The organism is Streptomyces sp. HUAS MG56 (genome assembly GCF_058673395.1).
Genome location: NZ_CM178722.1, coordinates 720333 through 734624, shown reverse-complemented (window position 1 = coordinate 734624; position 14292 = coordinate 720333). Strand labels below are relative to the sequence as shown.

The window sequence follows — 14292 nt, the reverse complement described above, 5'->3', positions numbered from 1 at the left end:
GACGAATCTCCTTTCCTCGACGTGATCCGTAACGCCGCCGACTTGGTTCGGGAAGCCGGCGCCGCAGTCCCGCAGACCGCGAAGCCCTTGCTTCCCCGTCGGGCCGCCCCACCAGTGGTGGCTTCCGGCCGCGGCACGCCGGACTGGTACGGGCGAGTACTGGCCGCCCAGTTCGGCGCTCCCGGGACGCCCCGGCATGGACACCCGCTCGGTACACGCTCTTGGCCGCTGACGACCACTCTCGCGCCGTCCGCCCCCAGTTCGCGCGCGGCACACCCGGTCCTTCAGTCCGAAGTCCATGGCTGCTGTCCCTTGCTTCGTGGGTCGGCGACGGTCGTTCGACGGGGTGCCCTGGCGTGCTCTGAACCAGCGCTACAGCGCGGCCTTCTGGGGCTGGGTGGAGACCACGATGACGGTGATGGAGTCGGCGTGCAGCGCCGCGTTGAACGCCTTCTCCAGCTCTTCCGCGGTCTCCACCTCGGCGGTGCGGCAGCCGTAGCCGCGGGCCAGGGAGGCGATGTCGATGCCGGGCAGGTCCAGGCCCGGCACGCCCGGGGTCTCCTCCAGTACCGCGAAGGACTTGAGGATGGAGTACTCCCGGTTCCGCATGACCACGTACACGACCGGCAGCTGGTGCTGGGCCGCGGTCCAGATTCCCTGCACGGAGTACTGGAAGGAACCGTCGCCGATCAGCCCGATCACCGGACGGCTGACCCCGTTGGCGCGGTCGCCGAGTGCGACGCCGACGGCGGCCGGGGTGCCCCAGCCGATGCCTCCGCTGGCCGTGGCGAAGAACGATCCGGACCGGATGGTCGGGAGCCACTCGATCTGCTGCGCCATCGTGGAGGTCGACTCGTTCACGATGACCGCGTCGGCGGGCCTGACCCTGCTCAGTGCGGCGTAGACCTCAGGCGGGGACAGCGGGCCGCTGCTGGGGGTCCGCGGGAGCCGCCGGGGCCGCGGCATCGGTGCGGGTGCGGTGCGCGCCGTGCCTTCCTCGACCAGGTCCACCAGCAGTTCGATGGCTGTCCTGGTGTCGCTGAGGAGGCTGTCGCCCATGCGTGCGTACGAGGCGACGGCGGGGTCGGCGGTGATGTGCAGCAGTTCGGTGCCCTCCGGCAGGTACGGCCCGGGCACGTAGGGGTAGTAGCGGAAGACCTCGGCGCCGATCACGATCACGAGGTCGTGTCCGGTCAGCCGGTCGCTGATGGTCTTGACCGACATGCCGAGCGGGCCGCCGAAGAGGGGGTGGTCCTCGGGAAAGGAAGCGCGGTCCAGCAGCGGGGCGCCGTAGACGGCCGCGCGCAGTTTCTCGGCCAGGGCGACCGCCGCGTCCCAGCCGCCGGCGCGGTCCACCTCGGGTCCGAAGACCAGGGCGGGGTTACGGCTCGCGGAGATGCGGTCGGCGAAGCGCCGCAGCCGCTCGGTGTCGGGGGCGACCCGCTCGCTGACGGTGCGTGTCCGGGTGAAGCCGTCCAGGGGCTGGTTCCAGTCGTCCATCGGGATGGAGAGGTAGACCGGTCCCGTCGGGGGCTGGAGCGCGATCGCGTAGGCGCGCAGGAAGGCTTCGGGGACGTCCTGGGCCCGGGCGGGCTCGTACGACCACTTCACCCAAGGCTGGGGCATCGTGGTGGCCTCGCGGTTGCCCAGGTAGGGCTCGCCGATCAGCAGTTCCCGGTGCTGCTGCCCCGAAGTGACGATGAGCGGGGTGTTCCCCCGGTAGGCGGCGACGAGGTTGCCCAGCGCGTTGCCCAGGCCCGCTGAGGAGTGCAGGTTGACCAGCGCCGGGCGGCGCGTGACCTGTGCGAAGGCGTCGGCCATCGCGATGGCCGACGCCTCCTGGAGGGCCAGGACGTACTGGAAGTCCTCGGGGAACTCCTGCAGGAAGGTCTGCTCGGTCGACCCGGGATTCCCGAACACCGTGGTGAGCTGCAGGGAGCGCAGCAGGTCGTAGGTGACGCTGTGGACAGTGGAGTTCTCGGTCATGATGGCGTCCTTCGGCTGTGCGGAGCATCGACGGCGAGACTCAGAACATCGACTGAGCGCGAAACTACGTCGCGGCTCACGGCCTCGTCTTCGGTCGATTGACTGCATGCACGTCAGTCGGTTGCCTCCCTGCCCGACCGCTCCCGGATTGTTCAGTCATCTGACGCATGCGGAACGGCCCCGCCGCGTGGTGAGAATCGGTCGCAGCCAGTTTCGAGCGGCTCGTTCGCACTCAGGACCTTCACGATGCGTGGGTAGTTCCGCTCGAAGTGATCGCGTGCGGAGGCGGTGGATACCCATGCCACGGAGAATGATCGTGGGGATGACGGGGGTGACCGGAGCCGTGTTCGGTGTCGAATTGTTGCGCCGACTGCGGCAGCAGCCGGATGTGGAGACCCATCTGGTGTTGTCCCCGTGGGCCAGGTCGACCGTGCGACGGGAGACCGGATTGTCGGCGCACGAGGTCACCGACCTCGCGGACGCGACGTACGCGTGGAACGACCAGGGCGCGCCGATCTCGTCGGGGTCGTTCCGGGGGGACGCCATGGTCATCGCGCCGTGCGGCTTGAAGACCCTGGCCGGAATATGCACCGGCTGTGCCGAGGGGCTCATTTCCCGTGCGGCCGACGTGACGCTGAAGGCCGGGCGCCGATTGGTACTCGTGGCACGGGACCCGCTCAGCGAGAGTCACCTGGACAACATGCTGGCGCTCACGCGTATGGGGGCTCGGATCGTCCCGCCGATGCCAGCCTGCTACTACCGTCCCGAGACGATCGGGGATCCGGTCAGCCATGTCGTCGTCCGCGTCCTGGACCAGTTGGACATTCACGTGCCGTCGGCACAGCGCTGGAACGGCATGTCCCACTCGCCAGCGCTGTAGGGAACCAGCACCGATGTCCGCGATTACCGACCTCCGGACCCACCTTTGTGAACTCGAAGCGCTCGGGACACCCGCCACGGCCTCGCCTACGGGCGCGGCTCACCAAGCCACCGCTTCCGCCGCCGCGGGTGGACGCCGCCTCCCTGCCCTGCAAACACGACACCCGACCCGCGGACCGGCTCGTGGCCGACGAAGCCGTCGTACCGGAGGTGTAGGCCGTGCGCGTCTACGACTGGAATTGACCCTCGGAATGGGCTTCGTGGGCGCCGGCTTCCAGTGCGGCGCGCAGCGCGGCGCGGGTGGTGATGCCGAGTTTCGGGAAGATCCGGTGCAGGTGGGAGCCGACCGTGCGGTGGGACAGGAACAGGCGGGCGCCGATTTCCTTGTTGGTGAGCCCGGTGGCGGCCAATTCGGCGATCTGCCTTTCCTGGGCGGTCAGTTCGGGTGCTGCCGGGTCGGAGTGCGTGGCGGCGGCCACGCCGGTCGCGCGCAGTTCGTTGCGGGCGCGTTGCACCATCGCTCGCGCGCCGATCCGGTCGAAGGTCTCCATGGCGGCACGCAGTTGGATGCGGGCGCGGGCGGTGTCCCGGGTGCGGCGCAGCCACTGTCCGTAGGCGAACTGGATACGTGCCTGCTCCCAGGGATAGCGGGCGGCTTCGGGCAGGGCCAGGGCCGCCTCGAACAGGGCGCCGGCCTCGTCGTCGTCCGCGGCCACGGCCGCGGCTCCGGCCGTGATGATCGCGATGCGCGTGCCGATGCGGGGGAGGCCCGCCTGCTGGGCGGCGACGACGTGTGCGCGGGCCTCCTCGCGGCGGCCGGTGCGCATCGCCGCCTCGACCAGGTCGAGCACCACCCACCGGTTGGGGATGCCGGCGCTGGGGGCGCTGGGCGGGTCGATCTGCGCCACTTGGGTGTGGGCTTCCTCGAAGTCGCCTTGGCCCATGGCCGCGAGATGGCTGGCCGAGCGGGCGTACCCCATGGTGACGCCCATGCCCCGGGGCGCCGCCCAGGTGGTGGTCTCCTTGCTGCGGGCCCGGGCCAGGTCCACATCGCCGCGCAGCGCGGCACCGGAGGCCAGCACGGCCCGGATCTGCCGCTCCCAGAACGAGTAGCCATAGCCCGTCGCCAACTCCAGCCCCTGCTGCGCGAGGTTCTCGGCCTCGTCCCACCGGCCGTGTACGTAGGAGTCCTGGCAGAGCAGCATCAGCGCGGGCACCACCATGGCGATGGCGCCGCCGTCGCGTTCCCGCTCGATCATGCCGCGGACCGCGTAGCGGTAGTCGGACAGGGTGTCCATCGCGACCGCGGCGAAGGCCAGCGGAATCACTTCCCAGGGCGCAGCGGCCGGCGGGAGCGCGGCGAAGGCGCGGGCCAGGCCCTCCCGGATGGCGTCCGAGGCCCGGGTGGGATCGACGTACGCGTCGTAACACAGCTGGAACGGGACGACCTGCTCGGGCTCGAAGCGGACCATGGCCTTCCTGAGCAGCTCCCACGGCTCCGGCCGCAGGGTGTAGAGGCTGACCAGCAGCAGCGCGTAGAGGATGCCGTACCTGTCCCAGGATTCCGGCCCGGCATCCTCGCCGGCGTCGAGCGCCCGGGTCAGCAGCCGGTACGCGGCGGAAACGTCGCCTTCGTCGTTCGTGAGCAGGTGGGCGGTGGCGGCGAAAACCAGCGCATCCGGGGTCTGCGGGGTCTGCCCGGCGTCCGCCAGCAGCCAGGTGACCTGGTCGAGCTGTCCGGCCATGGTGGCGAGGTGGGCGGCCTCGACCAGGCGCCGGGAGCGGTCTCCGGGGTGCGGGCTGAGTTCAGCCGCGCGCACCAGGGTGGCCACCGCGGTCGAGGCACGGCCGCGCAGCCGCGCGAGCAGGGCCGCCTTGTCCAGCGCCCGAGCCACCGCCTCGTCGGGTCCGGTGCTCGCCTCGGCCAGATGGCACGCCTGCCGCTCGGGATCGAAGACCAGTACCTCGGCGAGTGCCTGGTGCACGGCCCGGCGCTCGCCCGGCGGGGCCAGGTACACAACCGCCGAGCGGGTCAGCGGATGGCTGAAGGTGACCTGTCCGGAGGCGGTGTCGGCGTGGACCAGCCGGGCCCGCTGTGCGGGGGCCAGGTCGTCCAGGTCCAGCGAGCATCGGGTCGTGGCCCTGATGGTGTCCAGGTCGTCGTCGGCCGCCAGTGCGGCCAGCAGGAGTGCCTTTCTGGTCGCGCCGGGCAGCTGGTCGAGCTCGGGGGCGAAGGTGTCCAGCAGCCGCTCGGACAGGGGCAGCACGCTGGGCACCGGCTGTGCGCCGGAGCGCTGCCTGTCGTTCAGAGTCGTCGGTAGCTCCTGGAGGGCCAGCGGGTTACCCGCGGCCTGGGCCAGCAGCCGGCGCCGCACGGTTGGCGCCAGGCCCGGCCACCGGGCCTCCACAAGTTCCGCCGCCGACTGGTCGTCCAGGGGTGGCACCTTCCGTTCCGGCAGCCCGACGTGGTGGAGAAACCCTTTCAGCCCGGTACGGGCAGCGGCCAGCAGTGCCACAGGGGCTTGGCCCAGCCGGCGCACGGCGAAGGCCAGTACCGTGGCGCTGGCCGGGTCGATCCACGGCGCGTCATCGGCCACCAGCAGCAGCGGGCATTCGGCGGCGGCCGCGCCGAGCAGGGCGAGTACGGCTGTCCCGGCGGTCAGCGGGTCCGGGAGAGCCGTCGGCGTCAGGTCGAAGAGCCGGCACAGGACATCGCGCTGCGGGCCGGGCAGGAGATCGGCGTCCGCGCGCAGTGGGTAGAGCATCTGGTGGATCATCGCGAAACTGATCCCGGCCTCGAACTCCGCGCCGTAGGCGCGCAGCACACGCCTGCCGACGGCACTCGACCGGGCCGCGGCGACGTCGAGCAGCGCGGTCTTCCCGACCCCTGGGTCACCACGCAGGAGCAACCCGCGGCCGACGGGGCCGTACCCGGTGCGATCCTGATCGGCGAACAGCGAGTCGATCAGCGCCAGCTCGTGCGCGCGCCCCACGAGGCCGCCAGAGTCGCAACCGGCGGGCTGCGCGGGATACCTCCGGCTCTCGGAAGTCGCCACAGTGGTGAGGATAGGTTCCGCTCGTAGCACGGCACAACGCCGACCGTGCGCGTACCGGCCACCTCACGGGGTGTGCTCAGGCCGATGGCGTGCTTGTTTTCACCGCCGTACGGCGCTTGCGGCGCAAGGGCGGCCATACGGTCTCGGCGCTTCCCCGGCGACCGCCCCAGCGTGAACCCGCTCGGTTCGAGGTCTTGACCGCGGAGACTCTAGAAGCCTTTGCGAACGCCGCCGTCGATCGACAGCATCACGCCCGTGAGGTACGACGCTGCGGGCGAGAGCAGGAAGGCGGCGCTGCGGCCGAACTCGTCCGGGGTTCCGTAGCGGCGCAGGGGGACGCCGGCGGTGGCGCGTTCGCGGGCAGCGTCAGCGTCACCGTGCCGTGCGTCGAGTTCGCGTAGCCGGTCGGTCTCGATGTGGGCGGGCACGAGGCCGACAACACGGATGCCTCTGGGGCCCAGCTCGTTGGCGAGGTTCTTCGCGTAACCGGCCAGGCCCGGCCGCAGGGCGTTGGAGATCGCGAGGCCGGGAATGGGCTCGTACACGGAGCTGGAGAGGACGAAGCCGATGGCACCTCCCTCGCCCAGCTCGGCCGCGACTGCGCGGGAGAGCCGCACCGCGCCGAGGAAGACCGACTCGAAGGCGGCGCGCCACTGGTCGTCGTCGATGGTGTCCGAGGTGCCCGCGGGGGGTCCGCCGACGCTGATGAGCACCCCGTCCAGCCGTTTGAAGGTGTCGCGAGCCGCGGTGATCAGCCGCTGCGGAGTGTCGGTGTCGGCGTTGTCGGCCACGACGCCGACTGCCTGCCCCGGGCCGCCGAGGTCGGCTTGAGCGGCGGCGACCGACTTCTCGTCGCGGCCGCTGACGACCACCCGCGCGCCGTCCGCCACCAGCTCGCGCGCGGCGGCCATGCCCAGCCCGCGGGTGCCGCCGGTGACTATGTACACCCGGTCCTTCAGTCCGAAGTCCATGTTTGTTGTCCTCTCTCCGCTGTTCTTTCCTCGACCGTGCGATCCGCGCGGCCTACAACATCGCCTTCTGGGGCTGCGTGGCGACGACGATGACGGTGGTGGTGCCGGCGGCCAGGGCCGACTTGAACTCGCGCTCCAGGTCCTCGGTGGTCTCCACGTCGACCGCCCGGCATCCGAAGCCGCGGGCGACGGAGGCGATGTCGAGCCCGGGCAGGTCGAGCCCCGGCACCCCGGGGGTCTCCTCCAGCACGGCGAACGACTTGAGGATGGAGTACTCCTGGTTGCGCATGACCACGTACACGATCGGGAGGTTGTGCTGGGCAGCCGTGTAGATGGCCTGCACGGAGTACTGGAAGGAGCCGTCGCCGATCAGGCCGATCACCGGCCGTTCGGCGCCCCTGTCCCGGTCGCCGAGTGCGACGCCGACGGCGGCCGGGGTGCCCCAGCCGATGCCTCCGCTGGCCGTGGCGAAGAACGATCCGGTCCGGCTGGTGGGGAGCCACTCGATCTGCTGCGCCATCGTGGAGGTCGACTCGTTGACGATGACCGCGTCGGCCGGCCGGACCCTGCTGAGGGTGGCGTACACCTCCGGCGGGGTGAGCGGGGTGTTCGGCGCCTGGGGGAGCTCGCGGGGCCGCGGCATCGGTTCCGGCGCGGTCCGCGCCGAACCCTCAGCGACCATGTCCAGGAGCAGCTCGATCGCCGTCTTGGGATCGCCCAGGAGGCTGTCACCGACCCGCGCCGCCGCGGCCACCGACGGGTTGCCGGTGATCTGCAGCAGCTCCGTGCCCTCCGGCAGGTACGGCCCGGGCACGTAGGGGTAGTAGCGGAACACCTCCGCGCCGATCACGACTACCAGGTCGTGGCCTGTCAACCGATCGCTGATGGTCTTCACCGACATGCCGAGCGGGCCGCCGAAGAGGGGGTGGTCCTCGGGGAAGGAAGCCCGGTCCAGCAGCGGGGCGCCGTAGACGGCCGCGCGCAGCTTCTCCGCCAGGGCGACGGCCGCGTCCCAGCCACCGGCCCGGTCCACCTCCGGACCGAAGACCAGCGCGGGACGACGGCTGGCCGAGATGCGATCGGCGAACATGCGCAGTCGCGCGGTGTCGGGGGCGACGCGGCAGCTGACTGTCCGCACCCGGGTGAAGCCGGACAGGGGCCGCTTCCAGTCGTCCATGGGAATCGACAGGTACACCGGGCCCGTCGGCGGCTGCAGTGCCTCCGCGTAGGCCCGCATGAAAGCCTCGGGTACATCTTCGGCGCGGGCCGGTTCGTACGACCACTTCACCCACGGCTTGGGCAGCGTGACGGCCTCTCGGTTGCCGAGATACGGGTCGCCGATCACCAGCTCCCGGTGCTGCTGGCCGGAGGTGATGATCAGGGGTGTGTTGCCGTGGTAGGCCGCCACCAGGTTGCCCACCGCGTTTCCCATCCCGGCCGAGGAGTGCAGATTGACCAGCGCGGGTCGGCCGGTGACCTGGGCGAAGGTGTCGGCCATCGCGATGACGGAAGCCTCCTGCAGTGCCAGGACGTAGGTGAAGTCCTCGGGGAATTCCTGCAGGAACGGCTGCTCGGTGGAACCGGGATTACCGAAGACCGTGGTGAGTTTCAGGGTTCGCAGCAGGTCGTAGGTCACGCTGCGGACGGTGGACTTCTCAGTCATGGTTGCCATCGACTTCCTTGCTGGGGCTGGGTTTCTGGTTCGATGGGTCTGGTGGAGGGGTGCGCGCTATTCCATGCGGTGTCGAGTGCCGTCTTCGGCGTCGTGGGGTGCCGGAAGCGTGCGCCAGTCTGATCCTGCGGCACAAATGGGAACGTGTCATGACATACACACACCGTTCGGTGACGAGCCTGATTGGAGGGCTGGGCCCAGGTCGCTGAGGACGTGGACCATGGCCGACCACTCGGTGAGCGAGGTACCGCCGATGCGTCCGCCCCGACTGGTCGGCGGCTGTCAGGTGAGGCGGCGGAGGGCCTCGGGGGCGAGGTCGGCGAGGGTGGGATAGCCGTCGACGGCCATGATCAGGTCTGCTTCGGCGAGCAGGGACCGCAGGACGTGGACGACACCGGCCTCGCCGCCGTAGGCGAGGCCGTACGCGTAGGGGCGGCCAATGCCGACGGCGGTGGCGCCGAGGGCGATGGCCTTGATGATGTCGGCTCCCGTGCGGACACCGGAGTCGAACAGGACGGGCGTGCCGTCGGCGGCCTGGACCACGCCGGGCAGAACGTCGAGGGCGGGCAGGCCGCCGTTGGCCTGGCGGCCGCCGTGGTTGGAGCAGTAGATGCCGTCCACGCCGCCGTCCTTGGCGCGGCGGACGTCGTCGGGGTGGCAGATGCCCTTCAGGATCAGCGGCAGGTCGGTGATCGAGCGTAGCCAGGACAAGTCGTCCCAGGTGAGGGGGTTGCCGAAGATCCGCACCCACTCGGCGACCGCGGCCGCCGGGTCGTCCTCCGGGCTGTGGGCGAGGCGGGCGCGGAAGACGGGGTCGCTGGTGTAGTTGGTCAGGCAGTTTCCGCGCAGCTGGGGGAAGTTGCTGACGGCGAGGTCGCGGGGGCGCCAGCCGGTGATCCAGGTGTCCAAGGTGACCACGATGCCCTTGAAGCCGGCCTTCTCGGCCCGGTGCACCAGGCTCTCGGCCAGCTCACGGTCTGTGGGCGTGTAGAGCTGGAAGAAGCCCGGGGTGGCGCCGAACTCGGCGGCGACCTCCTCCAGCGGATCGACGGTCAGGGTAGAGGCGACCATCGGCACGCCGGTGCGGGCGGCGGCACGGGCCGTGGCGAGATCGCCGTGGCCGTCCTGCGCGCACAGCCCGATCACGCCGACCGGGGCCATGAACAGTGGTGAGGGCAGGCGCACCCCGAACAAGTCGACGGACGGATCCCGGTCCGTGGCCCCCACCATCATCCGCGGGACGAGGCCCCAGCGTTCGAACGCGGTGACGTTGGCTCGCTGGGTGCGCTCGTCGCCGGCTCCGGCCATTACGTAGGAGCGCACCGAGGCGGGCATCGAGGCCTGAGCCAGCGGCTCCAGCTCGTCGTATGTCATCGGGAAGCGCGGCACCACCCCGCGCAGCCCGTCCATGTAGATCTCGTCCTGATAGTCGCCGTACGCCATGGTTCGGCCCTCCTCACGCTCGACAGGTGCGGGCCCCTGAAGTCCACAATGGGAGAGTGACGCGTGAAAGCCGCCAATCGCAGGATTATGCCTCGCAGGGCGGGGCCATGCAGGATGATGCACCAGCGCTGCTGACAGAGGACGACCTGGCGCTGATCAACGCCCTGCAGCTGCAGCCGCGGGCCTCATGGACCGAGCTCGGGCGTGCCCTGGAGGTCGACCCGGTCACCGTCGCCCGCCGCTTCGGCCGCCTGTCCGAGCAGGGCGCCGCCTGGGTGGGATTCTCACCCGGCCCGCGCTTGTTCGAGCAGATCTGCGTGGCCTTCGTCGTGATCGACTGCGCTCCTGGCGCCACCACCGGGGTCGCCCAGGCACTGAGCGCCCACGCCCACATGCTCACGATCGAGCGCGCGGCCGCCGGCCACGACATCCTCGCCATCGTCGCCACCCGCGACCTGCCGGCCCTCTCCCGCTACACCCTGGACCTGCTCCCGCGCCTTCCCGGTATCACCAAGGTGGAGGCCCGGATCGTCACCCACATGTTCACCGAGGGCGGCCGATGGCGCATCGCCGCCCTGGACCCAACCCAGCGTGCCCAGCTGACCGGCCCGCCCCCGGCCCGAACCCCTGCCGCCCCGGGCGAGATCACCCTCTTCGACCGCGCCCTCATCACCCGGCTCGCCCACGACGGCCGCGCCTCCTACCAGGCTCTGGCGAGCGACCTCGGCGTCAGCCTCAACACCGCAAAACGCCGCACCGAACAGCTCACCCGACGCGGCCTGCTGCGGTTCCGCTGCGACTTCGCCCGCCCCCTCGGTGGCTGGCCCGTTGCGGTCACACTCTGGGCCAGAGTCCCACCCGCCGATCTCCCCGAGATCGGGCACGCCCTCGTCCGTCTGCCCGAGACCCGCAACTGCGCCGCCGTCAGCGGCCCCCACAACCTCATCCTCCAGGCCAGCCTGCACTCCGTCAGCGACGTCCTGCGCCTGGAGACCCAGCTCGCAACCACCCACCCGAGCCTCGACATCGTCGACCGCGTCATCGCCCTGCGCCAGGACAAGCTGATGGGGCGCCTCCTGGACCGCAACGGCCGCTCCGTCGGTATCGTCCCGCCCGACTTCTGGTCGGAGCCGGAGATGTGACTCACACGGTGCCCCGCGCCGCCGACTCCTCCACGTTCGTCAGGGCCCAGCGTGCCTATAGCCATGTCGCGCTGAAAGCGCCAACAGGGCGAGGGATTTGACCCAACCAGTTCGCTGCGGGAGCAGATGCGGAGCTTCGAGTAGACACGCGTGAGGTGGTATTGGACGGCACCCGGCTCACTGGGAGGGCAGGCGACAATGAGCGACCTGGTCTCGGATGTCCTCGAAGCCCATGGCGGCGTGGAGCGGTTGCGGCCACGCGTCGTGACCGCCCCAGCTGCCCAGTATGTGTACGACTTCGCGGAAGCGTCTTCTGACATCTACGCGACCCGATCCGCGAGGATTCGGCTTCAGGGACTGAGCAGGCTGGGGTTCTCACGGACGTATTCGGCCACCCCGGTAGGAGGCCGCCCTGTGACCTGCTCGACGCCGTCCGCCTTGCGGTCGTATCGATTCTCCGCGTGAAGGCGAGCCATGGTGGAGATGTCCTCCGAGCGGGGGCCGGTCAGCTCATAGATGCGGCCGGTGCGCCGGGACGGATCGGCCAGGATCTCCGCCACGACCGCGGCGACGTCCCCGGCGAGCACGACGCCGTGTCGGTACCGTCCGAACGGCCCGGCTAGCTGCTCGCGCGGAAGATGGGCCAGCCGACCTCGGTGACCAACTCGTCCTCGACGGTCACATCGACGGGGCTGCGCAGATAGAACTCGCGCAGCGGGCCGTCAACACTGATCTCGTGGCGCGCGGCATGGGTGCCCAGGTCGCCGTAGGTGAGATCTATGGTCTGCAGGGTCCCGTGGTGAACCGCGACCGCGAGTTCCGCGCCGGGCACGACCACGGCGTCGATCCGGCCGACCGGGCGAACCTCACCGTCGAACGGGACGAACACCAGCGCCTGCCCGTGCTCGTCCTCAAGCAGCTCATTCGCGAAGAGACCGCCCATCGGGCCGGTGGTGCGCAGTCCGCGGGCGGTGGTGAAGCCGTGCAGCTCGCCCAGCGCCCCCTGCCACCAGCCCGCGAGGTCCTGGCGGTGGATGACCTCGCGGATGCCGATGGCCGCCTGGTCACGGACCGTGCGGTATTCGATGGTCGACCCGTGCACGGGCCGGGCCAGTAGGTCGCGCAGCGATTCGACGGCGCTCTGCGCCTGCGCGAGCCGGTTCTCCAGGCGCGCGAGATGCGCGGCGATCAGCTGGTTGCGGGTGCTCACGTCCTCGGCGGCCAGCACCGCCTTCACGTCCGCCACCGGCATGTCCAGGTTCCGCAGGCGCACGATCACCTGAGCGGTGGGCACCTGGTCCGGGGAGTAGTACCGATAGCCGGTTACCGGGTCCACATCGGCCGGCGTGAGCAGCGCGACGTCGTGGTAGTGCCGCAGCGTCTTGACGCTCAGATGGGTCGCGCGGGAGAACTCGCCGACCGTCATGCCCGTGTGCATGGCACCAGTGTCAACCCTCCCCCAACTGGAGGGTCCAGCGGACGATCTCCGGTTGACCCTCCCGTGCAGGTAGGCCCCAGGGTCGGCGGTAGGCGCCGCACAGCGCCGAGGCCTTACGAGGAGACTTCCCATGAACACCAATACCCAGGCCACAGCTCTGCCCGATGTTGTCGCCGCCTATATCGAGGCGGTCAACGCCTTCGACGCGGACGCCGTCCTGGCGACCTTCGCCGACGACGCCGTGGTCAACGACGCGAGCCGCGAGTTCGCCGATCCCGCCTCGATCCGAGCCTGGCTGGACCGCGAGATCGTCGGTGACAAGGTCACGATGAAGGTCACGGAGTTCGCGCGTCACGGCAACCTGATGGTTGTGCGGGCGCGCTACGACGGCGAATACGACAAGACGAACCTGCCCGACGAACTGGTGCTCACCAATTACCTCACGGTCGCCGACGGCAAGATCACCTCGCTGGTCATCGTGCACAACCAGCCCTCTCCCTACTGAGGGCGGCTCCCCGGCGATGGCTGACCTGGCTGCCCCCGCCTCCGCGCGGTGCTCGGGCCGCGCGCTCGCCGGTACCGGGCCGAGTCCGTCGCCATTCGTGGAAGGAACATTCCATGAGCACACTGGTCACTGCCGAGCTGTTCGCCCAAACCGGCCGCGGCGACGACGTCGCGAAGCTGCTGTTGGACATCCTGGGCGAGAGCCTTGAACACGAGGGCTGCGAAGACATCCGCATCCTGCGCGACCAGAACGACCCCGACCACGTGACCGGCCTGACCCAATGGACCGAGGCACACAACTACACCGACTACCTCACCTGGCGCACGGAGCACGGCTTCACCGCTACCTTCGAGGCCATGCTCACCCGCCCGCTGGTGATCCACTACTACGACGAGATCCACCAAGGCCAGGGCATCGCAGCTCGCTGAGAGCCCCCACTCGGGATGAGACTTGCCCCGCTGCGTTACGCCAGCACCGGGAGCTCGACGCGAATGGGCCCCCGGCTACTCTGCGTAACCTGAGCGGCGGCCACGTGAATCGGGTCTCGCAAGATTTTCGTGACGAGGTGACAGACCGTCACGGCGGTGCCATCGTCCGCAGTGTGTGAGGGCCTGCTCGGAATGGTGTTTCCGCGCCTGGAGAAGGTGCTGGTGGACCAACGTCTTCGGCCTGATCGCCCTGAACAAGACGTCCGTCCCGATCTTCCGCAAACAGCGCTCGGGCGTCATCGTCAACGTCAGCTCCGTCAGCGCCGACGCCGGATTGCCGTACACCTCGGTCTACGAGGCGTCCAAGGCCGCCGTCGCCTCCCTCGCCGAGGGCCTGCACGCGGAACTCGCCGAATTCGGCGTGCAGGTCAAGGCGCTGCACCCCGGCAGCCACGAGACCAAGATCTTCAGCAAGGTCGACCGCGCCGAGAACGTTCCCGAGGACTACACCGACTTCTGGAACACCTTCGCCTCGCTCAACCTCGTCCGCTCGGACCCGGCCCTCACCGCCGAGGTGATGTTCCGGATGGTCACCGACGGCGACACCAAGAAGGTCCACTACTACAGCGGCCCCGACGGCGAGGCCATCCCGCGCGTGATGCAACTACTCGGCCAGGACTGGTACTTGGAAGAGCTCAGCGCCCGCAATCGCGGCCAGGCCACCGCGTTGTGGGACGCGCTGATGCCGACCCCCGTCAAGGCGGCCGAGTGA

The 14292-nt window shown here is 70.0% G+C and carries 12 protein-coding genes; 5 read left to right on the top strand and 7 right to left on the bottom strand.

The genetic code is table 11. The features are described 5' to 3' along the window. Nucleotides 1–372 precede the first annotated feature (372 nt). A complete protein-coding gene (gene mdlC, locus AC4OXY_RS03605; protein ID WP_491993124.1) occupies nucleotides 373–1986 on the bottom strand; it encodes a benzoylformate decarboxylase in 1614 nt (537 codons plus the stop codon). 298 nt (nucleotides 1987–2284) lie between these two features. Between mdlC (AC4OXY_RS03605) and AC4OXY_RS03600 the strand changes: the two genes are divergently transcribed. Continuing rightward, the gene (locus AC4OXY_RS03600; protein ID WP_402070057.1) at nucleotides 2285–2866 is read left to right on the top strand and encodes a UbiX family flavin prenyltransferase; all 582 of its coding nucleotides are present in this window, start codon (nucleotides 2285–2287) and stop codon (nucleotides 2864–2866) included. Nucleotides 2867–3092: 226 nt separating this feature from the next. Here the strand turns inward: AC4OXY_RS03600 and AC4OXY_RS03595 are convergent, their stop codons facing one another. The 4 genes from AC4OXY_RS03595 to AC4OXY_RS03580 form a co-directional block, all read right to left on the bottom strand. Then, the gene (locus AC4OXY_RS03595) at nucleotides 3093–5921 is read right to left on the bottom strand and encodes an AAA family ATPase (protein WP_491993123.1); all 2829 of its coding nucleotides are present in this window, start codon (nucleotides 5919–5921) and stop codon (nucleotides 3093–3095) included. Nucleotides 5922–6130: 209 nt separating this feature from the next. Then, a complete protein-coding gene (locus tag AC4OXY_RS03590; protein WP_491993122.1) occupies nucleotides 6131–6892 on the bottom strand; it encodes an SDR family oxidoreductase in 762 nt (253 codons plus the stop codon). Between the two features lie 52 nt (nucleotides 6893–6944). After that, a complete protein-coding gene (gene mdlC / locus AC4OXY_RS03585; RefSeq protein WP_491993121.1) occupies nucleotides 6945–8564 on the bottom strand; it encodes a benzoylformate decarboxylase in 1620 nt (539 codons plus the stop codon). 282 nt (nucleotides 8565–8846) lie between these two features. Next, nucleotides 8847–10007, bottom strand: a complete 1161-nt coding sequence (locus AC4OXY_RS03580) for an alpha-hydroxy-acid oxidizing protein (RefSeq protein WP_491993120.1) — start codon at nucleotides 10005–10007, stop codon at nucleotides 8847–8849. Nucleotides 10008–10114: 107 nt separating this feature from the next. On the opposite strand from AC4OXY_RS03580, the gene AC4OXY_RS03575 reads away from it, so the two are divergent. Further along, a complete protein-coding gene (locus AC4OXY_RS03575) occupies nucleotides 10115–11149 on the top strand; it encodes an Lrp/AsnC family transcriptional regulator (RefSeq protein ID WP_491993119.1) in 1035 nt (344 codons plus the stop codon). A gap of 350 nt (nucleotides 11150–11499) precedes the next feature. On the opposite strand, the gene AC4OXY_RS03570 is transcribed toward AC4OXY_RS03575, so the two are convergent. Both AC4OXY_RS03570 and AC4OXY_RS03565 read right to left on the bottom strand, forming a co-directional pair. Then, nucleotides 11500–11736 carry a hypothetical protein gene (locus AC4OXY_RS03570; RefSeq protein ID WP_402070069.1) on the bottom strand — a complete coding sequence of 79 codons (237 nt, stop codon included), beginning with the start codon at nucleotides 11734–11736 and terminating at the stop codon, nucleotides 11500–11502. A gap of 32 nt (nucleotides 11737–11768) precedes the next feature. Next, nucleotides 11769–12587, bottom strand: a complete 819-nt coding sequence (locus AC4OXY_RS03565; protein WP_491993118.1) for a MerR family transcriptional regulator — start codon at nucleotides 12585–12587, stop codon at nucleotides 11769–11771. Between the two features lie 130 nt (nucleotides 12588–12717). Between AC4OXY_RS03565 and AC4OXY_RS03560 the strand changes: the two genes are divergently transcribed. The 3 genes from AC4OXY_RS03560 (at nucleotide 12718) to AC4OXY_RS03550 (ending at nucleotide 14292) form a co-directional block, all read left to right on the top strand. Then, nucleotides 12718–13092, top strand: a complete 375-nt coding sequence (locus AC4OXY_RS03560) for a nuclear transport factor 2 family protein (protein WP_356038276.1) — start codon at nucleotides 12718–12720, stop codon at nucleotides 13090–13092. Nucleotides 13093–13205: 113 nt separating this feature from the next. Further along, nucleotides 13206–13520, top strand: coding sequence for a putative quinol monooxygenase (locus tag AC4OXY_RS03555; protein WP_376294920.1), 315 nt, complete (start codon nucleotides 13206–13208; stop codon nucleotides 13518–13520). Between the two features lie 175 nt (nucleotides 13521–13695). Next, nucleotides 13696–14292, top strand: coding sequence for an SDR family NAD(P)-dependent oxidoreductase (locus tag AC4OXY_RS03550; RefSeq protein ID WP_491993117.1), 597 nt, complete (start codon nucleotides 13696–13698; stop codon nucleotides 14290–14292).